Here is a 26,119-nt window from a genome sequence, read left to right on the forward strand (position 1 = left end):
CTCCTGCGGGATTAGCGCGAGCCGAAAATCCACTTTGCAACGTGTTCTTCTTTGCAAAGTTAGTTGAGGCCGTGCCCCGGAAAGCGAAGTAATTAGTCGGAGCATTGTCAATATACATCAAACATTTCAAAATAACTATTTGGCTTAACGCAGTCATTGCACTGATTTTATACTTTCTTAACTTACAAAAAATAACTGCCGAGAAAGTTCCTCGACAGTCTAGCTACCTGCACATATATAAATACATCGTCTTACTTCATTTGTTGTAAATCTTGAAAGAACCTAGGATAAGAAGTTGAAACCGGGGAGATATCATCAATCACTACTTCACCATCTGTTATTAATGAGGCAATGGTCGCCATCATAGCCATCCGATGATCGTGATAAGATGCTACTTTATTACCGGTTAGCTTTGACTTACCTTCAACAATTAGTCCATCTTCTCTTTCCTCAATCCTAGCTCCTAAGCTTGTTAAAACTTCTGTAACTGCTTTAATTCGATCTGTTTCCTTTACTCGAAGTTCTTTCGCATCTTTAATTATTGTTCTTCCCTTTGCCTGCGTTGCTAGTAGTGCAATTACTGGTATCTCATCGATTAATCGTGGAATCATATCACCTTCGATAGTCGTAGCGTGTAAATCCTGATAAGTGATTGAGATATTTCCTAATAATTCTCCACCTTTTCTATGGATATTTCCCACTTCGACAGCCGCTCCCATTGCTTTTAATACATCTATAATGCCTGTCCTGCTCTCGTTTAAACCTACATTTAGTAATGTCACATTACTTCCTGGAACAATCGCAGCTGCCACAAGGAAAAATGCAGCAGAAGAAATGTCCCCTGGTACATATATATCGGTAGCAGTAAGCGGTTGTTTTCCTTGTAGTGAAACGGTACTACCTTCAATTAGTATTGACGCTCCAAAGGCTTGAAGCATTGTTTCTGTATGATTTCGCGAAACCGTCGATTCCTCTACAGTTGTTTTCCCGTCTGCAAGTAGTCCTGCTAACAATACTGCTGATTTGACTTGTGCACTTTTTACAGGTAAACGGTACTCAATTCCTGTTAAACCATTTCCTCTTATGGCTAATGGAAGTTTACTCCCTTCTAATCTACCATCAATAATGGCTCCCATTAATCGTAAAGGATCAACCACACGATTCATTGGTCTGTTTGTTAGAGATACATCACCGTATGCCGTTGTAAAGAAAGGAAGCCCCGCTAAGACACCTATCATGAGTCTTGCCGTTGTACCAGAGTTTCCAAAATATAAAGGTTCCTTCGGCTCGATTAACGCTTCAGGACCTTTCCCATCAATCAATAAAGAATTTCCTTGCTTTTCAATAGAAACACCCATTTCACGAAAAGCAGTAACTGTGCGCATACAATCTTCACTATCTAGAAAATGACTTACCCTTGTCACTCCATTTGCTAAAGCTCCAAAAATAACGGAACGATGAGAGATTGACTTATCTCCAGGTACCTCTATTTCTCCACGTAGCGGATTTTCAGTAGGAAGTAGTTTTTGCTCCTTCAATCATTCTCACATCCTTTTCTTTAACTGCTGATTACTTTTCAATCATCGTTTCATATCCTTGCTGTTTTAAAATATGTTCACTTGATTTTTGTAACTGCTGAGTAGCAAAACTTAACCGCAATGCTCCCATGATACCTTCACGGATCTCCAGGATTTGTATATTATTGATACTTATACTTTCGTCGGCAAGCAATTGCGTTACCTCTGCTAACGCCCCAGTCTGATCACGAATATCGACATATAAATCATAATACGACGGAATAATCCCTTTATCAGAAGTACCCAATCCATCTCGATAATTTTTAGCACGATCTAAGTATTGAATCATTTCTTTTTTACTGCTAGTATCCACAAGATTTTTGAGAAATTGCATTTCTGTTATCCATTCCTCCAAAAGCTGTGACATTTTCTTACGATTGTGATAAAAAATATCCTGCCAAAGTGTCGGATTACTTGAAGCTATTCGCGTAATATCACGAAACCCACCAGCGGCAAGATTGGGAAGATAGCTATGCGTTTTAGCCCAATGTTCTGCTTGATGCACTAAAGAGGATGCAATTAAATGCGGAAAATGGGATACGACACCGGTCATCTCGTCATGCTCTTCAGCATTTAACGTAATAAATTTACTTTTGGTTGGAAGTAATATTTCTTTCAGCTCTTCTACCTCATTATTTGTACTATTGACAGTAGGTGTTAAAACATAGATTGCATTTTCAAATAAATGGGATTTAGCTGCTTCAATTCCTTTTTTATGTGAACCTGCCATTGGATGGCCGCCAATAAAGACGATCTTCTTGTTTTTTAACTGATTTGCTGTATGGATAACTGATTGCTTGACTGATGAAACATCACTTATAATAACTCTATTTGGAAAAGGTACTTCATCTAGCTTTTGCAATAAAGCTATTGTTTCCGATATAGGTGCTGCTAGGATAATATAATCGGCATTGATGGCATCCATAGGGAATTCTGTTATTACTTCATGAACAATATTGTTTTGCTTGGCATATTCTAGAGTGGCTGTATTGATGTCGTAACCAATAATATGATGATCAGCTACCCTAGCCAATCCTTTTGCTATGGATGCTCCGATCAGGCCAAGACCTGCTATAACTATTCTTCGTTTCACATTATGTCTCCTCATTGTTATAAGTTAAAAGTAGTTGCTGTAACTGTTCCATATCCTTTTCTAACCCTAATGTTAAGCGAATCGTATTAGGGATACCTAATAGCTCGCCTGGTCTTACAATAAATCCATGCTTTATTAAATACTCAAATAAATCTATTCCACTCTTAGGTGTGCAAACGAGCAGAAAATTGGTTTCCGATGGATAATATTCCCAACCAATTTGATCCAAAAAGTATTGAAAGGATCGCTTAACACGATTGTTATTCGATATCGTTTGGTTTAAAAATTCACCATCTTTCCATGCAATTAATGCTAATTTCTGGGCAATGGAAGTTGTATTAAAAGGGCCTCGAACGACATTTAATTTAGTGATAATTTGCTCAGCTGCTAAGCCATAGCCAATCCGTAGTCCAGCGAGCCCATATGCCTTTGAAAACGTACGTAAAATAATTAAGTTCTTAAAATTGGGCAGTTGTTTTATACTTTCTAAGTCTCTTACTGGATCTAAATATTCATAATATGCCTCATCGAGAACTACAAGCACATGCTCAGGGCACCTTGTTATAAAATCATAAAAGTCTTGTTTTGCCATTGCATTACCTGTGGGATTATTTGGTGAACAAAGCCAAACAACCTGTGTATCATCATCGACAGCAGCAAGTATTGATGCTAAGTCAAGATAGCCACCTTTTGTTGGAATTTCTTTTATTTCCGCCCCTTCAATTACGGCATTATGCTTGTACTGTGGAAAAGTTGGCTTAGGCATAACCGTATTTACTCCCGGATATAAAAACGCGCGACAAATCATTTGAACAATCTCTTCAGAACCACTTCCAAAAACAATCTCAGATTCTTCCACCTTTAACTTTAGAGCAAGAGCAGTGCGTAATTCAGCAGTGTAACCGTCTGGGTACATATCGAAGCCTAGTCTATGTTCCAATAGAAATGCATCGATTTTACTCGAATAACCATACGGATTTTCATTGGATGATAGTTTTACAATTCGATCTATTCCGTATTGATCTTTGATATCCTGTATCTGTTTACCTTGTTGATATGGTTCTAATAACTCAAGTGCCGCTTTACCTTTCATTCTTTTACTCTCCTACCTTTTCTGTTAAATCTGGACGTAAGTTGACTGCTTGATTGTGAAATACATGATCAATTTTATGTTGTGGTGTATCGGTATTTACAACCATCATGATACGTATACAAAGCTTTAAACTATTTGGAACATCAATCTCTGTCATGCACATAACTGGTACATAAGTCCATCCAGTTAATTTTCTTAGTGCTTTTGCAGGAAACGTAGCAGTTATATCCTTTGTTACAGAGATAAAAACATGAGATACCTCTGAGGGATCGATCCCGTTTTTGCTAACCATTTCCTCTATTAATATTTTTGTGTTTTCAATAATAACAGTCGCCTCATTTTTTGGAACCGTTGTCGCCCCTCTAACTCCTCTTGTCACTTAGCCACCAGCTTTCCTACAAAAGATTTTAAATAATGCTCCACTTGCTGATCCGTTACTTCTTTTACAATTGGTTTTCCTATTTCTTCAAGAAGTATCATCTGAATCATGTTTTTCACGTTCTTTTTATCTTTTTTCATTTTCGTAATAATTGATTGCATATCCTCATACTGAAAGTTCAGTGGGTAATTATTTTGTTGTAGCCATTGGAAAAGTGCTTGATACGGTAGATTGCTTGAAAATAGATCTTCACTTACATGTAGCGAAAATAATAGACCGATTGCAACAGCTTCACCATGTGCTAGCGAGCCATAGCCTAATTCAGCTTCAATGGCATGACCAAGCGTATGACCTAAGTTTAAAAATTTGCGAATGCCTGACTCCTTTTCATCGGACTCTACAATCCTAGCCTTTATTTGTATACCTATGCGCAAATGCTCTTGAAGTTCCTCTGAAGATAATGCAAGCAAATTCGTTTTTAAAAAAGAACGAAAAGTGAACTCATCAGAGATCAATGCTTCTTTTATTAACTCTGCATAACCAGAGCGTATCTCTTTTTGATTTAATGTCCGCAATGTTTCCACATCATAGATAACACTTTTAGGAGGGTAAAAGCTGCCAATCAGATTCTTCCCCATTTGATGGTTAATAGCTACTTTTCCACCTACACTACTATCATGAGCCAAGATAGTAGTTGGTATTTGTACAAAATCAATACCACGCATGAATGTAGAAGCTACAAATCCAGTCAAATCTCCAATGACTCCTCCGCCTAAGGCAATCATTAATGACTCCCGATCAAGACCATACCTTATCGCTTCTGTTTGAAGTTGATAAAAATACTCGATACTTTTTGTTTTTTCACCTGACGGAATGATCGAATGAAACACATTCTCCGTGGAAAGTCCGCTTAGAACATCCCTTAAATACAATTTACCCACTTGCTCATCCGTAACAATTAATATGGAAGTATAATCTTTTTTAAGAAAAGATTGTACTTCATAACGAATACCTTCACCTATAATAATAGGGTAGTCATGCGAGCTAGAATGGACGATGATTTCATCTGTTTCCATACTAAAAGCACCTGATTTCTTCTCGATACGCTTCAACAGCTTGTTGTAACTGTGGAAATTGATCGCTTGAGAATTGTTCTGTAAGAGCCTTTGCTAATTCAAAAGCTACAACATGTTCCATAACAACCGCTGCCGCAGGTACAGCACATGCGTCTGAGCGTTCGACAGTTGCTTTGAATGGCTCTTTTGTTTCAATATCGACACTTGTTAATGGTCGCTTCATTAAAGTTGGAATAGGCTTCATAACACCTTTAACAATTATTGGCATGCCGGTTGTCATACCACCTTCAAAGCCGCCAAGTCGATTTGTCTTTCGATAATATCCTTTGTCTTGATCCCAAGCTATTTCGTCATGCACATCACTACCATTTCGCTTCGCTGCTTCAAAACCGATTCCAAATTCCACACCTTTAAATGCATTAATACTAACAACACTTCCTGCAATTCTGCTATCTAATTTACGATCATAATGAACATATGAACCAATCCCAGCAGGCATCCCTTCGACATATACCTCAACAACTCCACCAATAGAGTCTCCTTCTTGTTTTGCTACATCAATAGCATGCATCATATTCTCTTCAACCTGTTTATCTAATACTCTTACAGGGGAATCTTCAGAGATCTGTTGTCGTTCTTTTGCAGTATAATTCGCTTGCTCCACTGCTTCAATACCGGCTATTTCTTTCACATAACCTGCAATTTCTATACCAAGATGCTTTAACAGCGTTTTAGCTACGGCTCCTGCCGCAACACGTGCTGCAGTTTCACGAGCTGAGGAACGCTCTAAAATGTTTCGAATATCCCTATGTCCATATTTTAAAGCACCATTTAAATCTGCATGACCAGGTCTTGGTCGTGTAACCACTCTTCTGATTTTTGTATCAGCTTCGATTGGGTCTTCTCCCATAATGTCTATCCAATGTTTATAATCATCATTATGTATAACGAGTGATAAAGGGGAACCAAGTGTATATCCATGTCTTACACCACTTGTAATTTCCACAAGATCTTTCTCGATTTGCATTCGTTTACCTCTACCATATCCCTTTTGTCTTCTTAAAAGGGAGCTGTTTATATCATCTTTTAACAGTGGCATTTGGGCGGGTACGCCTTCTATAATGGTCGTTAGCTGTTTTCCATGCGATTCTCCTGCAGTTAAATAGCGCACATTACATTCTCCTTTATGAATTTTTCTAATTACTATATCATAACTTATTGTGTTTTTGGAAATAAATTTGAGAAAAAGCATAAAATATCTAAGAAAGAATGAAAAATAAACTCTTATCAAATCGATAAGAGTTTATCTTCGTCCTTTTTTTGGTAAAAAAAGGTATCCAATAATTGCAGATCATAATTATCAGGACTAAATATCTGCTCTGTACTTCCTACGAACAAAACACCGTTATTCGTTAAAGCTCTACTAAAATTACGATAAATCATTTCTTTCGCCTGGTCGGTAAAATAGATCAGTACGTTTCTACAAATAATTAAATCTACATTTGCTGGATACCTATCTGCTAATAAATTATGTTTTTCAAAAGTAATCGAATTTTTTAATTCATCTTTTACATAGTACAAGCCGTGTTCTTGCGTGAAATATTTATTTACAAGCCCTGATGGTAATTCTTTAAGTGCTTGTTCTTGATATACAGCTTGTTTTGCTTTTCCTAATACAGCATTGTCGATATCAGTAGCAATGATTCGATAGTTTATACTTGGAAAGTACTCCTTAAGCATGATGGCAACACTATATGGTTCTTCTCCTGTTGAACAAGCAGCACTCCAAATCGTGAGGGAATTCCTTTCCAAAAGCTGAGGAATAATGGAGGTTTTTAATACCTCCCACCTCTTTGGATTTCGATAGAACTCCGAAACATTAATCGTTATACGATCTAGTAGTTCCTCTAATAGATGTTCATCATTTCGCATCGCCGTAAAGTATTTTGAAAAGCTCGAATATCCTCGTTTATTTCTTAATGAGGTTAGCCTTCTCTTCATTTGTGTTTCTTTATATAAATTCAAGTCAATGCCTGCCATGTTTTTTACGTTGGCAATAAACTCCTTATAGTCTTGTTCCACCTTCTCCCGCCTCTTTCACCTAATTAAGAATCATATAATAAAACCTCCGTCTGTAACGGAGGTAATGGTGTGTCATTAGTATACCCAGTCACTATCCTGTTTTGTATAGGAAGTAAGCTCTTTCTTTTCAAAAAATAGTCCGAGTTCTCGTTCTGCACTTTCCGGAGAATCTGAACCGTGAATGACATTTTTACCTACTGTCATACCATAGTCACCACGAATCGTTCCAGGAGCTGCGTCCACAGGATTGGTTTTACCCATCATCTCACGAGCGATTGCGATTACATTTTCACCTTCCCAAGCCATGGCAAAGACTGGGCCGGAAGTAATGAAATCTACTAATTCTCCAAAAAATGGCCGCTCTTTGTGTTCACCATAATGTTGTTCAGCCAACTCATTTGGTATAACCATTAATTTTGCACCCACTAATTTAAACCCTTTTGATTCAAAGCGATTTACAATTTCTCCAACTAAATTACGTTGAACACCATCCGGTTTAACCATTAAAAATGTTTTTTCCATGCTACACACCTCATCAATTATGTATTTTGTATTTGTCTAACCGATAAAATTCTATCAAAATTATGTAAAAATTACAACGGGACAAGGTGATTATGATCGTCGCTTCCCAATATATTTTCCAATATCCATCAACGTATTTTTTGATCTGCTATCCGGAAGCTCGCTAAGTTTTTGCAAGGCTTTATTTAAATAACGGTTGCTTAATGCATAAGACTCCTCAATTGCATCTGAATTTCGGACATCTTGAACAATTTCTTGAATCTTTTCCTCATTAATCGCCTCTGAATGATTAAATAAATGCTCTATTTTTTCATGAAATGTTTTATTTTTCATCGCTAAAAACACTGGTAATGTTAGATTTCCTTGTAAAAGATCATTTCCAGCTGGTTTCCCTAGTTGTTTTGGTGATGCTGTAAAATCAAGAATATCATCAATGATTTGATAAGACATCCCAATATTATAACCATATTGATAGAGGCGATGTGCATCTCTCTCATTAACACCTGAAGCTATCGCTCCCATTTTACAGCTGGTAGCAATTAATAATGCCGTTTTCCTTTTAATCCTCCGTAAATAATTACGTAAGTCTTGATTCAAGTTAAACTTGTCTCGAATTTGTTCTATTTCTCCCCTGCACACCTCTACAATTGTCTTGGATAAAAGTTGGTGAATTTTTGGATCCCGTAGCATAGTTATCTCTTCTAGTGCTCGAGCTAGAATATAATCTCCCGTGTACATGGCAACACGATTACCATATAGCTGTCTAATCGTTGGTTTTCCACGACGAATTTCTGCATCATCAATAACATCATCATGGACTAACGTTGCCATATGAATGAGTTCTAAAGAAACTGCTACTGTCTTCAATTTTGTTAGATCATACGTACCTACTTGACCTGATAGTAAGACAAATACGGGGCGTATTCGTTTACCACCAGCTTTAAGCAATTCTGTTGATGCTTCGCGCAACACGGAGTGATCTGCTTGTATGACTTGATTTATGGTTGCTTCTATATCTTCTAAATCTTTTCTTAAATATCCATAAGCTTTAGCTAATTTCATGTATGTCACCTTTTTTACTTATTCAACAGTTATCATTTGAAAGCCATATGCATTGCCGCTACACCACCAGTATAACTTTTAACCTGTACTTCAGAAAATCCCGCAGCTAAGAACATTTGCTTTAATTTTTTCTTTCCAGGAAATTCCTTGGCAGACTCTTGTAGCCATGCATACTCCTTATAGCTTTTTGCAAATAGCTTACCAATCAATGGCATCATATAACTAAAATAAAAATAATATAATTGCCGATAAATAGGTATGGAAGGTTGGGAGGTTTCTAAACATACTGCTATACCGCCAGGCTTTAATACACGATACATTTCTTGTAAGACAGTCATGTAATTCTCCACATTTCGAAGTCCAAAGCCAATGGTCACATATTCAAAAGAATTGTCTTCAAATGGTAAGTCCATTGCATTTCCTTGCATAAAACGCAGCTGACTTATTTGTGCTTGCTGTTTCTTCTCTTCGGCAACAGACAACATATTCTTACTAAAATCAAGCCCTAAAACTTCTCCAGTAGGACCAGTTTCTTGAGCAATAGCTAAGGACCAATCTCCCGTTCCACAACAAATGTCTAGAGCTTTAGATCCAGCTTCTACATTCATTCGCTTCATGACATCTTTTCGCCATGCTTTGTGACGTTGAAATGAAATAATCGAATTCATGGAATCATATTTGGAATAAACTTTTTCGAAAACGTGATGGACACGCTCTTCTTTTGATTGCTCTGACATACCTTTACCCCTTTTCCGCAATAGATGTCTTCGTATGAAACACCTCAGTCAATTGTTTTCTGATATGCACAGCTAGTTGCTGGTTACTTGTAAGATTTTTTACTTTCTGGTTAACATGACATATTTTCTTTTGCAAATACTTATCTAAATAACTTATAAGCAATGTTGAATCACTGTCACCATTAGCCCAATTTTTAATTAAAGAAGAAGACTTCCCGTTTTTTAACCGTTTTATATCTTCAACAATATTTCCTACAATTAACCAATCTTCCGCAAGTTGTTCCACTGTAGGAACCTGTAAATACGCTGCAATACGCACAATAAGTAAGGCGTCTATCCGTTTCGTTAATTTCATATATTCTTCGAACGATAAAGCTTCTTGGTAATATAGATCCATTTTATATTCATTGATTTCCTTAATTGCTGTTGCTAATTGATGGATTAAATCAAAATCATCGATTTCGGCTAAGAGCAAATAGTATAGTCCACTATAATAATCGCCAGCTAAAACACGTAATTGCTTTTGCAGTTTCACAGCTGGACTTTCATCCTGTTCTGTTTTACTTGGAACAAGATCATGTGTATCTAAAGCTACTTGAACAAGCATTGTCGTTACAATATATCTTTCCTTCTGGTATTCGGATAGTGATGTAGCATTTATGATTTCGTTCAATAACCTTAATTTTTCTTCGTCGATGACGGGCTTGTTTATATATGTTTCTAAAAATGTGTGCTGTAACTCATCTTCTATGCGTGCTTTGAGTTTGTTTACGTCTAATCCAGATGTATTCAAAGAAATCACCTTAGCCCTTTCATCCATTCTCATCATGCTTTAGCTATTATAGCATAATTTATGTAGCATCGTTAATCAAGCATTCTGTTATAAAACGAACTATTCATTTTCAATTTGACCATGGCTTGTTTGAATTATTGCTTTACCGCGAACTTTTACAGCAGACGTATGTTCTGTAAATTGCGCAATCATTACCTCCCCTTTATCTAGCTTTTCAGAATGATGGAATCTTGTATCTGTACCACGTGTTAAACCAATCACATTAACACCGTCTTCTAATGCTTTTATTACAAAAAAATCTGATGTCACACTCGTTTTATCCATTATGCGTCCTCCTTAGTAATCTCTTAATAAATAATGAATTATATATGGGACAATGTCAATCAAGCAATTATCACTAAATAGACAAGAAAAAAAGGATACGCTAATGCGCATCCTTCGCCCTATGTAAAATATTATTTTACGCTATCTTTTAGGGCTTTTCCTGGTTTAAATGCAGGAACTTTACTTGCTGGAATTTCGATCTCTTCTCCTGTTTGAGGATTACGACCTTTACGAGCTGAACGCTCACGTACTTCAAAGTTACCAAATCCGATTAACTGTACTTTTTCACCTTTTTGTAGTGAATCCATGACAGAATCGAAAACTGCATCAACCGCTTTAGTTGCATCCTTTTTAGAAAGTTCGCTTTTTTCAGCTACAGCATTCACTAAGTCTGTTTTGTTCATGACATTCACCTCCTCCCATTAATCATCAATCGACATTGGAACAAAAATGAAACTATCATCATTTGTTCACCATTTTGCCAGTTTTTATACTTCATGTCACATGTTTCTTTAGTGACAAGGCTTATATTAACCGAGTTTGCAGCAAAATTCAACAGTTAGCACCCAATTTTTACTTATTTCTTTATGATTTAACTAGATTTTACAGTAAAATTGGTAATTAATACCAAAAAAATTAAAACTGTTCTATTCATTGCCAGCAATACATTTCGGCTTTAATAAAGATATACGACACCTAATAGAAATATCCTGCTGTTGGAAAAAATTTTTTTTAGAAATTGACGATTTTGCTAGAATAACTAATAACCAAGTGAAATAGAAGGTAGCATAAATTAGTCTATTTAAGTGAGATAATTATACCATCTGATGTAGCTTTGCTATTCTCATTAATCCAACCTATGAGGCAAAGAACACAAGCGCCAGATTAGAAACTTAGCGACTGGAGCGAGTCAACGGAGAAAAAGGAATCACGGTGTGCTTGCGGAGCCGATGATGAGATTCGTGAAGTCGCATCGTTTCTGGGCGCTGGAGCTGGAAACGGCTCAACATGCCCATATCTATCCATAGGTTCCAATTTCATAATTTCCTAGACAAATAAAAAAGCAGCCTTTGATCAGCTGCTACAGTATAATCGCTATAAGTCCACCTGAACCTTCGTTAATTATCCGTTCAAGTGTATCTTTTAATTTATATCTTGCATTTTCTGGCATTAGTGCTATTTTTGCTTGAATACCTTCCCTTACAATAGAGCTTAATGACCTTCCAAAAATATCTGATTCCCAAATGGATAAAGGGTCCTCCTCGAAATCCTGCATTAAATATCGAACGAGCTCTTCGCTTTGTTTCTCGGTCCCAATGATTGGGGAGAATTCCGATTCTACTTCTACTTTTATCATATGAATGGAGGGCGCTACTGCCTTTAGTCGCACTCCAAATCTAGACCCTTGTCTTATTATTTCCGGCTCATCCAGAATCATGTCTTCTAATGCAGGTGCAGCTATGCCATATCCAGTTTGCTTGACCATTTGTAAAGCTCCTGAAACCTGATCATATTCACGTTTGGCATGAGCGAAATCCTGCATCAGCTGCAAGAGGTGATCTTTTCCTCTAATTTCTTCACCAACAATTTCTTTTAATACTTCATCATACAAATGATCAGGAGCATGTAAGTCAATCTCTGCTACCCCTTCTCCCATTTCCATTCCAGCCAGACGAGCCTGATCAATATATTCGAATTCAGAAAATTCTCCAACAATATGATCTACATCTCGTAATCGTTTGATATTTTTAACTGTGTCTTGAATGGCGTCTTGATAATTTCTTCTTAACCAATGATCTTCATTAAGAACCATTACCCAGCTAGGTAAGTTAACATTAACTTCTAGGACCGGAAATTCATAAAGCGCCTCACGTAAAACATTGTTAACATCATGCTCTGTCATTGATTCAATACTCATAGAAAGTACAGGAATATCATATTTATCCGATAGCTCTTGCCGTAACAGCTCTGTCTCCTGACTACTTGGTCTTTGAGAATTTACAACCATGATGAACGGTTTTCCAACTTCCTTTAACTCATCAACTACTCTAGCTTCTGCATCAACATAATCATTTCGTTCTATTTCTCCAAATGATCCATCGGAGGTTACAACTACACCGATTGTTGAGTGCTCCTGAATAACCTTACGCGTGCCAATCTCCGCCGCATCATGAAAAGGAATAGGTTCTTCATACCAAGGTGTATGAATCATTCTCGGACCGTTCTCGTCCTCAAATCCTTTCGCTCCTTCAACCGCATATCCGACACAATCGACTAGGCGCACATTGACATCAAGCCCCTCATCCACATTGACTGATACTGCTTGATTGGGAACAAATTTTGGTTCTGTTGTCATGATGGTTTTCCCAGCTGCACTCTGCGGTAATTCATCATGCGCCCGAGCCCTTTCACTCTCTTCTTCAATGTTAGGCAGGACTACCAACTCCATAAATTTCTTAATAAAGGTGGATTTTCCTGTACGGACTGCTCCTACAATTCCAAGATAAATATCTCCATTCGTCCGTTTCGAAATATCTTTAAAAATATCAACTCTTTCCAAAAGATCCCCTCCCGATCTCCGTTCTTTTTCATTACGAACAAACTACGAATAATTGACATTACAAGTCTATGATGTTGTCCTATCAAAATATGCCTTAAATATGTGCAAAAGATTAAAAAACATAAACGTTCAACCTGTTCGTAAAAGAAAAGACAAATAAACCCTTGAAACAATATATGTTACAAGGGTTTTAATATGATATATTTTTATTTATTTTCAAGTTGAAATACTGGTTCACCATTTTTTATTGTATAAGGGAACGAATATACAGGTACAAACGGCGTGTTATCAGCTAGTATATACCTTATATCATCACCAGGTTTAAAACCATGCTCATACTTATTTAATGCATTATTTAAGTCTATTCGATAGTCAACATAGAGATTACCCTCTACATCCATGATGATTGGTATATGCTGATTAGAATATGGACTAACAACCGTTGGCGACTTATCTAAACCTAGTTTTTCATAATCAATAGAATACACGCCTTCTTCGATTTCTTCACCAAACGGCGGATAAATATGTTCATTTCGGTATATATCTAACTTAACATTTATACTTCGTATTGCTTCAGTAACTTGTAAATCAATTAACTTCACACGTGGGTTATTATCAGGTGTAATTAGTGTATACTGATATATCCCACCATTTTCATACGCATTACCAGGAATTTCAGTTAAAATATTTTCTTCCTTTAGCTTTGAAAAATCAACTAAGTATTTTTCGAAAATTGGTGTATCACTACCCTTTGTTCTTATTGGAACCAATCCCTGTGTCTTCTCCTTAAACTGATCGACCGCTGATTGAACCGTTTCCAATTGATCTTGATTTGGTGCTTGATTTTTGGATAGCTGATTCTGCGGGTATAAACACCCAGTAAGTAGGATGGTAACTACTAACACGATTAACATCTTTCCATATGTATACTTCACTATAAAGCCTCCTTGCCTTACACTGTAGGACCGCTAAAAACAATGTAAAAGATAATTAAGCCACCGGTAATTAATGATAAATAGGCAAAAATTGCAACTATTCCGGCCAAAACACCTTTTAGTTTATATCGAGATAACAGAATAAGACCAATTGCTACTAGCAGTAATACCATACCTGCAAATGAAATATACATTTTTAGCATTGATTCCGACATGACACCACTCCTATACAAACAAACTGAACAATATCATTGCAACACGTATTATAACACAAAGACATATACACTCGTCCAAAAAATACGTATTCAAAATATTTCGTCGATGCTACAGACATTTTCATTTGTACCATAAAAATCCGAGATGAAGGGGGCTTACTCCATCTCGGTTTGACTAAATAATTATCCACAGCAACTCTATCCATGAATGCTTGTGCGATTTATTTTATGCGAGTATACGGCTGAATGTATCCTCACTTGCCCAAGTACGCTTATTTTTTAAATAATTGGTTTAACGAATTCATATCCATTGGTACATCATTTTTGACAATAGACTGTACAATTTTATCTTCTTTTTCCTTTGATATAGGCTTATTAGCTAATTTACTTAAATGACGAACTAGCTTTCTAACTGTTTTCTCGTCTTTAAAATTAGCATGTTTAACCGAATCAGCAACTTTGTATACGTCATCAGGATTAATATTTGCCTTTTGCTGTATTTTGTCAAAAAGACCTTTTTGGAAATTATTCACGTACTCGCCTCCCTGCTAAGTTAACTCAACACATTATATGCAGGAAGGAGTTTACGTGTTATCAGGAATACCTCTCCATTAATAATTTAGCTAGATCGTCCATTTCCTCTCTTTTCGTTCGATTCATAAGCTGCTCTACAATGTCCTTCGGATCCTTCTCTTCAAATAAAACTTGATAAATTCCCTTCGTAATTGGCATCTCTACCTGTTGTTCTTCAGCAAATTGATATGCAGCTTTCACCGTACGAACTCCTTCAACTACCATGCCCATCTGTTCAAGCACATCATCTAATTTATGTCCTTTACCTAACAGGTTGCCTGCTCGCCAATTACGGCTATGAACACTAGTACAGGTAACAATTAAATCGCCAACCCCTGGTAATCCTAAAAAGCTTAACGGATTTGCTCCTAGTGAGGTCCCCAATCTCGCAATTTCTGCTAACCCTCTTGTAATTAATGCTGCCTTCGCGTTATCTCCATAGCCTAAACCATCAGAAATACCTGCACCAAGTGCAATAATATTTTTTAGAGCACCACCTAATTCAATCCCTAAAATATCTGGGCTGGTATAGACGCGAAATGATTCATTAATAAACAAATCTTGCGCAACCTTAGCATTATCCATCTGAACTGAAGAAACTGTAACAGTTGTTGGTTGACGTAAAGCAACCTCCTCAGCGTGGCTAGGGCCAGATAATACAACAATATCTTCTTCCTTATAATTTTCTAGCTCCTCAGCAATCATTTGTGATACACGTTTTAACGTCACCGGCTCAATTCCCTTTGACGCATGGATGATTGTTACATCATGATTAAGCACATCATTCAATGACTTACAAACTTCTCGAATTGCCTTGGTTGGTACTACTATAACAACCGCTGTAACGCCATCTATTGCTTCAGTTAATATATCATATGCCTTAATATTGCTTGGAATTTCAACATCTAAATATTTGTCATTTCTTCTTGTTTCATTGATTATAGCAGCTTGGTCTTTTCGATGCGTCCATAAGTTTACCTCATGTCCATTATCAGCTAATACAATACTTAAAGCTGTTCCCCAGCTTCCAGCTCCCAATACAGCAATCTTCGTCACAAAATTCTCCTCCTCTATTGTCTTCTTCTCGCAAATAACTTAATTGGTGTTCCAACAAATCCAAATGCTTCTCTAATTTTATTTTCTAGAAATCGTTCATATGAGAAATGCATGAGTTCTGGATCATTCACAAATACAACAAAGCTAGGTGGTTTTACAGCCACCTGTGTAGTATATAAAACTTTTAATCGTTTCCCTTTTAAAGTTGGTGTAGGATTCATTGCAATTGCGTCCATAATCACATCGTTTAGCACATTTGTCGGGATCCGCTTCGCGTGATTCTCACTAGCCAATTTAATCGCAGGAATAAGCGTATGTAGACGTTTTTTTGTCATTGCGGATAAAAATACAATTGGTGCGTAATCCAAATATTGAAAATGAGCCCGTACGTTTGCTTCAAATTCTTTCATGGATTTTTCGTTTGCCTCAACCGTGTCCCATTTATTAACAACAATTACGATAGCACGTCCCGCCTCATGAGCATAGCCGGCAATTTTTTTGTCCTGTTCTCTGATCCCTGTTTCAGCATCAATTAAAACCAATACAACATCAGATCTTTCAATGGCTTTCAATGCCCGCAAAACACTGTACTTTTCTGTAGTTTCATAAACTTTCCCACGTTTTCGCATACCGGCAGTGTCAATAATTACAAAGTCTTGGTCATCCTTATGGAGCTTCGTATCAATGGCATCTCTCGTCGTACCTTCTATCTCACTAACAATAACCCTTTCTTCATTTACTAACGCGTTTACTAATGACGATTTTCCAACATTTGGTCTTCCAATCAAACTAAAATATATTGTCTCCTCGTCCTCATCGTTATCTTCCCTTTCAGGAAAGTAGTCAACAACTGCATCTAATAAATCACCTAATCCCAGACCATGTGAACCAGAGATAGGATAAGGCTCGCCAAATCCAAGCGAATAGTATTCATAAATTGATTCACGCATCTCAGGGTTATCAATTTTATTTACCGCAAGTACAACTGGTTTATTTGATTTATATAATAATTTAGCTACCTCTTCATCTGCACCAGTTATACCTTCTCGTCCATTTACAAGAAATATAATGACGTCTGCTTCATCAATTGCAATTTCAGCTTGCTGACGCATCTGAACAAGTAGCGGTTCATCTCCCATTTCAATACCACCGGTATCAATGATGTTAAAGGTAGTTGCTAACCATTCAACTTGTGCATAAATTCGATCTCTTGTTACTCCAGGAATATCTTCTACGATGGATATCCTTTCGCCAACTAATCTATTAAAAATAGTTGATTTTCCAACATTTGGTCTTCCTACAATTGCTACAACAGATTTCCTCATGAAAGGAACATCCTTTCTCTTTACGTTCAATTTTAATGTTATACCATTTTTTATTGTCCAAATAAGCGATATTGTCGTATCGATAATTATATATTGCAATCATTGAAATGTTATTTCTATATTTATCGTCACTGCTCTATGACCTTTGAACAATTTCTATAATAGCAAAAGTAGTACATATTAACAATGAAATTCAAAATCGTTAATGCCTGACGATAATAAATAACTCTTCACTTAGCTCATGGGCAATTCCATCGGTGATTGCTTCTAGATTAGCAGCTGTATCCTCAGCTTCCTTTCTATTCTTGCAGATGAAAATAGGAGCACCACCATCAATAGCTGATCTATTCGTAGTAATAACAGCCAAAATCGCCTTTTCAATTTGCATTTATGAATTTCCTCCCTTTTTCACCGAACCTGATTCTGAAGGCATGCGAATTGCATTCTCTAATACTGGTACTGCTCCAATAACCTTAATTGCCTTATCAACCTCACGAATTTGTGGCAAAATGAATACGCCTATTCGACCATCATCTAAATCCCTTTTAATCAAAGGTGTAAGTGCTGGTGTGCCGGAATCACGGAAAACGCCAAGGGTTACAGATACATCATGTAATATTGCTTGTCGTTGCCCTAGATTTGCAATTGTCGTAATGACATTCATATTCTTAGGGGTTAAGACAAACCCCATACCATACTTCAATATTTCTTCCTGTCTTTCTGGAAGCCCGATATTCATAATATAGATGTTATCGACATAGAGACCGGCTCCTTCAAAATGGAGTTGATGATGTTTTATGTCGACAATATCCTTTATCGTCGATCCACTCATTAATATTCTGCTTATTATTAAACAAGCAATTGCTGCAATCATTGCATAGTACACGTTCCATACAAGAAAAACAAGTGTGCTTATAAAGGAAGTGATAATAACTAAGTAATTTCTACTTTCGAATGATATAGCTATCCCTTCAATATATGTTTTTCCTCTTGGTACTAATTCAAAACTATCTACTTCGGTTAAGGTATTCCGCTCCATATTTCTTACTTCTCTAAACTGGGTTGCTGCAACAGTTAAAAATGTAACTGCAGTAAATTCCAACTCCATGATTGCCGGAATAGCTACCGACCCTAATGCAGCTGCAATAAAGCCCAATGATACATGAATTACCTTTCCATGAAGATATGTAGGGTATTGACGATAATCGGTACGTAACATTAGTATTCTTGCTACAGTTCCTATGATGACACCAAATAGAATTGGTAACGTATATTCATTCATTCTGACACCTCATGCATGCTTTGATTTATCCCGCATATAACTGGCAGTAATTACTCCCTCCTTCAAGCAATAGAGTGAAACCAATATTGGTAAAAGGGGATTGAACTGTGAGTAAATGTCCGATGGGTTTAAGGGCCTCTAGGTCATACCCTTGTGGTACTAACAATCAATGGGGATAAACAAAACCCTCACTGATTGAAGTTTTACTTTATGACGAAATAATTTACTTCTTCCTTTTTGTAGTATGTCTAAAATTGTTTTTATTACTATGACAAATAGGAGAATATCAAAAAATTGAATGTCGCCAATTTTTTCTAGAAAACCATATGTGGGATAAAATAATAAGCCGCTGTGCACAATTACCGCTTGCCATTAGCATCATAGCTATTTTCAAATAGTGGTATAGAACAAAAGAGCAAGCGTCCGATTAGAATCGTATCGACTGGAGCGAGCCAACGGATATAAAAGAATCACGATGAGCTTGCGGCCGATGATGACCTAGATTAGGGCGATTCGTGAAGTCGCATCGTTTCTATTTCCTAGACTACAAAAAAGGTTCTTTCTAAATTAAAGAAAGAACCTTTTTAAACAGCATCTCTATTTATTTGTATTTATTTAATTTATCACCAATAAAGTCTCCTAGTTGAAATCCAGACTGATCTTCATCCTTTTCATATTGCTTATATTCTTTTGCTTCTTGCTCTTGCTCAAGTTCTCTTATACTTAAAGAAATACGCTCTTCTTTTTCATTAACATCGAGTACTTTCACTTTCACGTTCTGACCAACTTCTAATACTTCCTGTGGTGTTCCGATATGACGGGTAGCAATTTGCGAAATGTGAACAAGCCCTTCTACACCAGATTCTATCTCTACAAATGCTCCAAAATTAACTAATCTTTTAACAACGCCTTCTACAATAGCTCCTCTTGAAATACGTTCCTCAATACCTGACCACGGACCTGGAAGTACCTTTTTACGAGATAGTGAAATACGTTCGCTATCTCTATCAACAGATAATACTTCTACTTTAATTTTATCTCCTTCTTTCACCACTTCCGAAGCATGATCAACATGCTCATGGGCAAGTTGAGATATATGAACAAGACCATCAACGCCACCAATATCAACAAATACACCAAAATTAGTTAAACGCTGTACCGTACCCTCGATTACTTGTCCAGATTCCAGTGATTGAAGTAATGATTTTTTCTTCTCTTCTAGCTCTGCTTCCTCGACAGCGCGATGAGATAAAATAACTCGATTTTGCTCTCGAACTAGATCAACAATTTTTACAGTAAGGGTCTTATCTTTATAATCACTAAAGTCTTCTACGTAGTGTGTTTCGACTAGGGAAGCAGGTATAAATCCACGTAACCCTACGTCTACAACTAAACCACCATTAACAATTTCTTTTACCTCTGTTTCAAAAACTTCATTATTTTCATATTTTTGTTGTAAGTCTTCCCATGCTTTATCTGCATCAATTGCTTTTTTAGATAAAATTACATCCTCTTCATCTATTTTTTTAACCTTTAGTGTTAGCGTGTCTCCTTCAGTTACAACATCGCTAGCTTTTTCAATATGAAGATTAGATAGTTCCCCAATTGGCAATATCCCTTCGGCTTTGTATCCGATATCAACAAGAACCTGTTTTTCATCTACTTTAACAACCGTTCCTGTTAGTGTATCTCCTACATTAACATTTGATACTTCATTTTTTGCTTCACTCATATCCATAGCCCTCCTAAATACAATTCGAAACAGAATAACTTATCTTTATTTTTGTTATTCACGTTTCCGTCATTCACCCTAAAACTAATAGAATAATACCAAAAAAAATCCCTTTTTTATAACTTCTAATAATTATAATTATTTGTCAAGTAAAGTAGTTTTAATTATTTTTTTCAATTAGTATGCTTATTTCTTCCATAATTGCATTGGCAGCTTCTTGTGCAGAAGCCTTTTTGATTCGTAATTCTTCCATTCGAACAGGCTCTCCGTATATAACCTGTAATTTGTGAAACGGTTTATATGTGCCCACAATCGCACAGGGAACAATAACTGCCTTAGATCGTAGGGCAAAAAAACCAGCCCCAGCCAGCGGTTCTCCTAGTTTACCCGTCTTACTTCTCGTCCCCTCTGGAAATAATCCAAGTGTACGCCCTTTAGAAAGTATTCCTAACCCATTGCGAAGCGCATTGCGATCACTCATACCTCTTCGAACTGGAAAAGCTTGGATGCCTAATAATAATTTCCCTAAAAATGGTTTTTCAAACAATTCCTCTTTCGCCATAAAATGAATATCTCTAGGAGAAGTTATTCCAACAACAGGAGGATCTAGGTTGGAAATGTGATTAGAGCATATTATAACTGGACCTTCCTTTGGCACATTTTCTTTACCAGTAACCTTGATTCGATATAGAGGATAAAATATAAGCGCAACAACAAATTTAGCGAATTTATATAACATGAAAGTTTCCCTCTATTTCGTATGTTTTATTTTTTTGGCTTGCTCGAGTATTTGCTGTGCTACCTCGTTTATGGTAAGTGATGTTGTATCAATTTCAAGAGCATCCTCTGCTTTAACTAAAGGTGATGCTTCCCGTTTAGAATCAATTTGATCTCTTTGCTCAATTTCTTTTTTCAATTCTGCTAAATCAGAAGCTATTCCATTTTTTATATTTTCTTCATGCCTTCTTTTTGCTCTTTCTTCAACAGTAGCTACTAAAAATATTTTAACTTCAGCATCTGGAAGTACATGAGTCCCAATATCGCGACCATCCATAACCACATCTCTTTTAGCGGCCAAGGCTTGCTGACGATTAACCATTTCACTTCGGATCTTCGGATGTTTAGCAACATAAGAAACCGTATTAGTGACTTCAAGTGAACGAATTGCTCCTGTTACATCCTGATTGTCAATAAATACCTTTTGTCCCTCTATGGTTTGCTTTAATTCAATAGTTGTTTTTAGTAGTAGTGCCGTTAGAGCTTCTTCATCGTTTACATCTACTGAATGGTTCATTGCTTGTAATGTTAAAGCGCGATACATTGCTCCCGTGTCTATATAAATACAAGCAAGTTCCTTAGCTACCATTTTTGCTACCGTACTCTTTCCTGCTGCAGCAGGTCCATCAATTGCTATTGTTAATGTATCCTTTTTCATGAAATGACTGTCATTCCTCTCATAACGATAAGTTCTATTAAAATAGGTTGAAAAAACTTGGCTAATGCCAAGTTTAAGAAAACAAACCTATTTATTATAATAACATACCCCACAAATATAGGTCTATTTCAAAACGGGGTTAACATGCTGTTATTATTCTAACGACATTTCTTTTTTTCTAGCCTCTCGCTGTTTTTCAAAACAATAACGGATAATATTTTGTTGCTCACTCGTAGACAGTGTCAAAAATTTTAACGCTGCTATTTTTATACCATGTTTTTTTTCCTGTTGAAAAGAAATAAATTCTACAATCGATCGCACATAATAATACGTACCATTTGAGAAAGGGAGCGTAAGCCAAACCTCCGCCTGACATCCAACTATTTTTATATGTTTTGGAATAATAATAGAAATTCCCCCTGCACTTAAATCAGAAGTAATCGTCGTAAATGGTTGACTGTTACTATCGATCATATGCACCGCTACATCAATTGCTGTATTAACTCTAACAAAGGTTCGTCGTTGAATTCGCTTCATATTTTCGTCAGGTAACGCAATTGCCATAGCAGGCACATTAAGCTTTACTCTTGCTATAATTTCTGAATTAAAGTGATAGATAATATCTTCTTCATCACTATAAGTTACCGATAACAACGTACCTTTTACGAATAATGTCGACTTCTGCGTTTTCATATGAACTGGATAGTCAATAAACAAATAGTTTTCGTTTTTTTCAATTACTTTACATCGGTATTTTTCTTTTTCTGTATTCCCAGCTATGGCTATTTCAATATTCAATACCGTACCAATTTTCATATTAACTCACCCTATTTCACTATAATGAACCTTTATACCTATTATTACAGAAAAATCCGAAAAGAGGAAGACAATTTTGTCCTCCTCCTACATACTACTTGCATAGTTTATTTCCGAACCACTCAATTTCTCTACTCTTTCTTCTTTTCCATCCATAGCATTAATAAATATTCGGTACGTTTCGTTTCCTAATATACCAAGAAATTCATAGGTTAAGACTTCTTCACCAAGATCATTATCAATTACGGCTAGAAATTCTTCCTGGATATCGACATTAGGATTAACCATCTCTTTTGCTTCTTCTTCACTGAGCTCTGGCGTTGGTTTTTCTCTCTCTGTATGGTTCATAAAGTAATCATTTGCTGTTAATCCAAGAATATCACCGTTATCTAACGCCACTTTAACTTCCATCGCATCGGAATAATAACGGACCCCATCTTCACTGTATAGGAAAGAGAATGCACCAATATTATCAAATTGCGTACTTTGAAATACAGTCATATTTTCAAAGTCAAATTGCTCTAAATATTTTTGCGCTTTTTTCATGCCTTGATTCAAGCTAATTTGTTTATCATTTACCGGTCTATCTACCAACAGCGTAATTGGATGTCCGCCTTTTTGCGAGAGATCCATATAGGCATTTTTCTTATCATTACGGTAGGAGATGCTGTAAACTGGGACATCTGCGCCTTTTCCGCTCTTTGTTATATTTATTTTTTCATTATTTTTTACGTTAAATAATGATTTAGCTTTTGCCAATGCTTCATCTTCACTTATTTCTTCTCCAGTTAGAAACTTATACTCATGTTTTTTGACGGAGGTATTTGAGATAGAAGCATCACCATTACCCTCTGAAAATCCTTCTACCGTTTTTTCCACAGTCTTAAACCCATCAATAATCGTGTTATCCATCTGTTCATCTTCATTCGCCATTGCTAACTGAACATCCATCCAGCGTAAATTATTTTTTAAAGCTACATGTTGAACTTGCCTTAATTCGTCTTTAATCTCACCTGACTGCTTGTATAAACTTTCTAATGATTTGGTCTCCTTATCTGACAACGGATCAGTCTCTAAATTCCTAACCGCTGTACGATAGGTAAAGTCGCCAATCTCTGAAAGAAATTCTTCCGTTTTATTAAACGGTAGTAATCCTAGCGGTAATTGACCGACATCAGAGAGTGCCTCTGATGTTATACGCCATATTTCTACGAGCTGTGGCGATAATCGTTGATCTGAATTCATAGCTAATGCAGAGCCAATTTTATCATTCAGTAGATCTACGTGATAGGTGAGCTCATGAAAGGCTCGTTGATACGTATTTTCAGCTTGGATAAGAATTGCGTTTTTTTCCTGATGTTCTTGGTAGCCCCAGAAAGCTGTACCTGCAATCCCAATTGCTAAGACAGCGATTAGTATCCAGCGAAACATAATAAACACCCTTTCTATTTACAAAATATATGTTTTCCTATTTTCTTGATTTGTGGTCGTGACCATATCCACGCCGATGTTGCTGTATCTGGATTAAAATAATACTGTGCATTCCCTGATGGATCCCAGCCGTTTATCGCATCTAGCACTGCTTTCCTTGCAGTTTCATTTGGTGTTAACCAAATTTGTCCATCTGCAACAGCAGTAAAGGCTCGAGGCTCAAAAATTACACCAGAAACATTATTAGGGAAAGTAGGACTTTCAACCCTATTCAAAATTACTGCTGCCACTGCAACTTGTCCGACATATGGTTCCCCTCTTGCTTCACCATAAACAGCATTTGCCATTAATTGAATATCATTTTGTGAATATCCCTGCGGCACATTAACAGCTGTATTGCTATCGGCTTGATTACCACCAGTAGCACCTCCACCAGTATCCTGGTTTTTATCTGTTCCACCATAATGGGTAAAGTCTTTTCCTTGATTAATTTGTTGCTTGACATACGACTCATCATATTCACTGGCTTTTACTAGTTTTGCCTTTGTAGCAGCACCGGCAAGCCCATCAATTTCCATACCAAATTCATATTGAAAATTCCGTAAAGCCCAGTATGTTCCCCAGCCAAAAACACCATCAATTTTCCCATTATAAAAACCTAAATATTGTAACCTAGCTTGCAATTCTATAACGTCATCACCGACTGCACCGTGCTGAATTACTTGTGAACTGAAAGCATGGACAGGTTTATCTGGTTGTGATACTTGTATTCCAATAAATAAAAAACATATAATAAATAATGTAATCGGTCGTTTTTTATTCCTCATCTGTTATCCTCCTGCTATCTCATATTGTCTATCTATTTTTTGACTAAATCATGTTTTTATTCATGAATCGTTCACTTGGACTAATACCGGACTTTGAAGTGCATAAAATTAGGAGAAGCACAAGTAAACGTAGCATAACTGTACTTAAAACGCGTGACGTTTTATAAAGTAGCTGAGCCTTGTATTTAATACAAAGAAATACAGACACATCGAATTCTGATATAATTAGAACAAAAGCGCAAGCGCCCGATTCGAAACATAGCGACTAGAACGAGTCAATGGAGATAAAAGAATCAAGGTGCTCTTGCGAGCAGATGATGACTTATCGGTGCGATTCGTGAAGTCGCCTAATTTCTAGGAAACTGGAGCTGAACGCGCTCAGCACGCCCATATTTATCCACGTGGAATAATTTTATATTTTCCTAAACTAAAAAAATCCTCTTTACTTAACGTATAAGAGGATTCTTAGCCTTCTTTTCTATTTTGTACATCGACTGTAGATGCTTTATGATCTGTATCTATTAAAAGATAGTGATTCATTGGTTCATTAGCTAATTTTACTCTGCGTAATCCTATAATCCATAGAATAATCATAAATGGGGCAAGCAAAACTACCCAATTACTAGCGACTTCGACAAGAATATAATTATAGGTGCCGTGCAATAAAAAAGGAAACAAAAATGCGAGTAGTAAATTTTTTGGTTTTTGTAACGGGTAAAGCTTCGCCTTCCCAAAATAATAACCCATAATCACTCCAAATAATGCATGAGAGGAAACTGGAAATAAGGCTCTTGTAAATGCATAGCTTATTCCATTTGTAAACAAATATAATACATTTTCAAGCGTCGCAAAGCCAAGACTGATGGCTACTGCATATACAATTCCATCATAATGAGCATCGAATTCTGAATGATGAAATATAGCATACATGAAAATAAACCATTTAAAGAACTCTTCTAATAAAGAAACAAGAAAAAAAGACTGTAAAAAATTATTAGTAATCAACTCTTCAGATTGAAATACATATTGAATAAACATGATTGGAAACACAAGTAACATACCTAGAACAAAGGTACGAATAATTAATGGCAAGGGTTCGCTATAACGATCCTTTAAATAGAAAAATGACATTAAAGCTAATGCTGGTGCTATTCCAGCAGATAAAATTGAAAACATAGCTTTTAACCTCTTTCA

The 26,119-nt window shown here is 36.5% G+C and carries 29 protein-coding genes; all 29 read right to left on the minus strand.

The genetic code is table 11. From position 1 onward, the window contains the following. Positions 1–251: 251 nt before the first annotated feature. The gene (gene aroA, locus Q1A47_RS05790; protein ID WP_026681009.1) at positions 252–1,538 is read right to left on the minus strand and encodes a 3-phosphoshikimate 1-carboxyvinyltransferase; all 1,287 of its coding nucleotides are present in this window, start codon (positions 1,536–1,538) and stop codon (positions 252–254) included. Between the two features lie 31 nt (positions 1,539–1,569). Beyond that, positions 1,570–2,670, minus strand: coding sequence for a prephenate dehydrogenase (locus tag Q1A47_RS05795; RefSeq protein ID WP_026681010.1), 1,101 nt, complete (start codon positions 2,668–2,670; stop codon positions 1,570–1,572). A 1-nt stretch (position 2,671) separates the two neighbouring features. Next, positions 2,672–3,763, minus strand: a complete 1,092-nt coding sequence (gene hisC, locus Q1A47_RS05800) for a histidinol-phosphate transaminase (RefSeq protein WP_026681011.1) — start codon at positions 3,761–3,763, stop codon at positions 2,672–2,674. A 4-nt stretch (positions 3,764–3,767) separates the two neighbouring features. Next, on the minus strand, positions 3,768–4,142 hold the full coding sequence (gene aroH, locus Q1A47_RS05805) for a chorismate mutase (RefSeq protein ID WP_026681012.1): 375 nt from the start codon (positions 4,140–4,142) through the stop codon (positions 3,768–3,770). Further along, complete coding sequence (gene aroB / locus Q1A47_RS05810) at positions 4,139–5,254, minus strand: 3-dehydroquinate synthase (RefSeq protein ID WP_366141114.1); 1,116 nt, start codon at positions 5,252–5,254, stop codon at positions 4,139–4,141. Before aroB ends, aroH begins: the two co-directional genes overlap by 4 nt. After that, positions 5,220–6,389: a chorismate synthase gene (gene aroC, locus Q1A47_RS05815; protein ID WP_166530094.1), complete on the minus strand. Its 1,170-nt coding sequence runs from the start codon at positions 6,387–6,389 to the stop codon at positions 5,220–5,222. Before aroC ends, aroB begins: the two co-directional genes overlap by 35 nt. Before the next feature lie 116 nt (positions 6,390–6,505). Further along, positions 6,506–7,300, minus strand: coding sequence for a protein-glutamate O-methyltransferase CheR (locus tag Q1A47_RS05820; RefSeq protein WP_026681015.1), 795 nt, complete (start codon positions 7,298–7,300; stop codon positions 6,506–6,508). 75 nt (positions 7,301–7,375) lie between these two features. Then, positions 7,376–7,822, minus strand: coding sequence for a nucleoside-diphosphate kinase (ndk, locus tag Q1A47_RS05825; RefSeq protein WP_026681016.1), 447 nt, complete (start codon positions 7,820–7,822; stop codon positions 7,376–7,378). 90 nt (positions 7,823–7,912) lie between these two features. Then, positions 7,913–8,884, minus strand: coding sequence for a heptaprenyl diphosphate synthase component II (gene hepT, locus Q1A47_RS05830; RefSeq protein ID WP_166530093.1), 972 nt, complete (start codon positions 8,882–8,884; stop codon positions 7,913–7,915). A 32-nt stretch (positions 8,885–8,916) separates the two neighbouring features. Continuing rightward, positions 8,917–9,621, minus strand: coding sequence for a demethylmenaquinone methyltransferase (locus Q1A47_RS05835; RefSeq protein ID WP_026681018.1), 705 nt, complete (start codon positions 9,619–9,621; stop codon positions 8,917–8,919). Between the two features lie 4 nt (positions 9,622–9,625). Further along, on the minus strand, positions 9,626–10,423 hold the full coding sequence (locus Q1A47_RS05840; protein WP_299631118.1) for a heptaprenyl diphosphate synthase component 1: 798 nt from the start codon (positions 10,421–10,423) through the stop codon (positions 9,626–9,628). A gap of 90 nt (positions 10,424–10,513) precedes the next feature. Next, a complete protein-coding gene (gene mtrB, locus Q1A47_RS05845; protein WP_026681019.1) occupies positions 10,514–10,738 on the minus strand; it encodes a trp RNA-binding attenuation protein MtrB in 225 nt (74 codons plus the stop codon). Between the two features lie 131 nt (positions 10,739–10,869). After that, entirely contained in the window at positions 10,870–11,142 is a 273-nt protein-coding gene (locus Q1A47_RS05850) for an HU family DNA-binding protein (protein ID WP_021291258.1), read from the minus strand. Between the two features lie 677 nt (positions 11,143–11,819). Beyond that, a complete protein-coding gene (gene spoIVA, locus Q1A47_RS05855) occupies positions 11,820–13,298 on the minus strand; it encodes a stage IV sporulation protein A (protein WP_026681021.1) in 1,479 nt (492 codons plus the stop codon). A 206-nt stretch (positions 13,299–13,504) separates the two neighbouring features. Further along, a complete protein-coding gene (locus tag Q1A47_RS05860) occupies positions 13,505–14,233 on the minus strand; it encodes a hypothetical protein (protein WP_026681022.1) in 729 nt (242 codons plus the stop codon). A 17-nt stretch (positions 14,234–14,250) separates the two neighbouring features. After that, complete coding sequence (locus Q1A47_RS05865; protein ID WP_026681023.1) at positions 14,251–14,448, minus strand: DUF2768 domain-containing protein; 198 nt, start codon at positions 14,446–14,448, stop codon at positions 14,251–14,253. A gap of 272 nt (positions 14,449–14,720) precedes the next feature. Then, positions 14,721–14,981 (minus strand): stage VI sporulation protein F, encoded by a 261-nt coding sequence (locus Q1A47_RS05870; RefSeq protein ID WP_026681024.1) that lies wholly within the window; start codon positions 14,979–14,981, stop codon positions 14,721–14,723. Positions 14,982–15,042: 61 nt separating this feature from the next. Next, positions 15,043–16,077, minus strand: a complete 1,035-nt coding sequence (locus tag Q1A47_RS05875; protein WP_166530092.1) for an NAD(P)H-dependent glycerol-3-phosphate dehydrogenase — start codon at positions 16,075–16,077, stop codon at positions 15,043–15,045. A 14-nt stretch (positions 16,078–16,091) separates the two neighbouring features. Then, positions 16,092–17,402, minus strand: coding sequence for a ribosome biogenesis GTPase Der (gene der / locus Q1A47_RS05880; RefSeq protein WP_166530091.1), 1,311 nt, complete (start codon positions 17,400–17,402; stop codon positions 16,092–16,094). Positions 17,403–17,604: 202 nt separating this feature from the next. Continuing rightward, positions 17,605–17,790, minus strand: coding sequence for a capping complex subunit for YIEGIA (locus Q1A47_RS05885; protein WP_026681027.1), 186 nt, complete (start codon positions 17,788–17,790; stop codon positions 17,605–17,607). After that, complete coding sequence (locus Q1A47_RS05890; RefSeq protein ID WP_026681028.1) at positions 17,791–18,684, minus strand: YIEGIA family protein; 894 nt, start codon at positions 18,682–18,684, stop codon at positions 17,791–17,793. A 25-nt stretch (positions 18,685–18,709) separates the two neighbouring features. After that, positions 18,710–18,850 carry a hypothetical protein gene (locus Q1A47_RS05895; RefSeq protein ID WP_299631129.1) on the minus strand — a complete coding sequence of 47 codons (141 nt, stop codon included), beginning with the start codon at positions 18,848–18,850 and terminating at the stop codon, positions 18,710–18,712. Between the two features lie 435 nt (positions 18,851–19,285). Next, positions 19,286–20,416 (minus strand): 30S ribosomal protein S1, encoded by a 1,131-nt coding sequence (rpsA, locus tag Q1A47_RS05900; protein ID WP_026681029.1) that lies wholly within the window; start codon positions 20,414–20,416, stop codon positions 19,286–19,288. A 160-nt stretch (positions 20,417–20,576) separates the two neighbouring features. Further along, positions 20,577–21,155 carry a 1-acyl-sn-glycerol-3-phosphate acyltransferase gene (locus Q1A47_RS05905; protein WP_166530090.1) on the minus strand — a complete coding sequence of 193 codons (579 nt, stop codon included), beginning with the start codon at positions 21,153–21,155 and terminating at the stop codon, positions 20,577–20,579. Positions 21,156–21,167: 12 nt separating this feature from the next. Continuing rightward, entirely contained in the window at positions 21,168–21,851 is a 684-nt protein-coding gene (cmk, locus tag Q1A47_RS05910) for a (d)CMP kinase (protein WP_121605086.1), read from the minus strand. 153 nt (positions 21,852–22,004) lie between these two features. Then, positions 22,005–22,667: a flagellar brake protein gene (locus Q1A47_RS05915; protein WP_026681032.1), complete on the minus strand. Its 663-nt coding sequence runs from the start codon at positions 22,665–22,667 to the stop codon at positions 22,005–22,007. 87 nt (positions 22,668–22,754) lie between these two features. Continuing rightward, positions 22,755–24,098, minus strand: a complete 1,344-nt coding sequence (gene ypeB / locus Q1A47_RS05920) for a germination protein YpeB (protein ID WP_026681033.1) — start codon at positions 24,096–24,098, stop codon at positions 22,755–22,757. Positions 24,099–24,112: 14 nt separating this feature from the next. After that, positions 24,113–24,925 (minus strand): spore cortex-lytic enzyme, encoded by an 813-nt coding sequence (gene sleB, locus Q1A47_RS05925; protein ID WP_026681034.1) that lies wholly within the window; start codon positions 24,923–24,925, stop codon positions 24,113–24,115. A gap of 465 nt (positions 24,926–25,390) precedes the next feature. After that, on the minus strand, positions 25,391–26,101 hold the full coding sequence (prsW, locus tag Q1A47_RS05930; protein ID WP_051388308.1) for a glutamic-type intramembrane protease PrsW: 711 nt from the start codon (positions 26,099–26,101) through the stop codon (positions 25,391–25,393). Between the last annotated feature and the right edge of the window lie 18 nt (positions 26,102–26,119).

This window comes from uncultured Virgibacillus sp. (assembly GCF_947495635.1).
GTDB lineage: Bacteria > Bacillota > Bacilli > Bacillales > Amphibacillaceae > Virgibacillus > Virgibacillus salarius.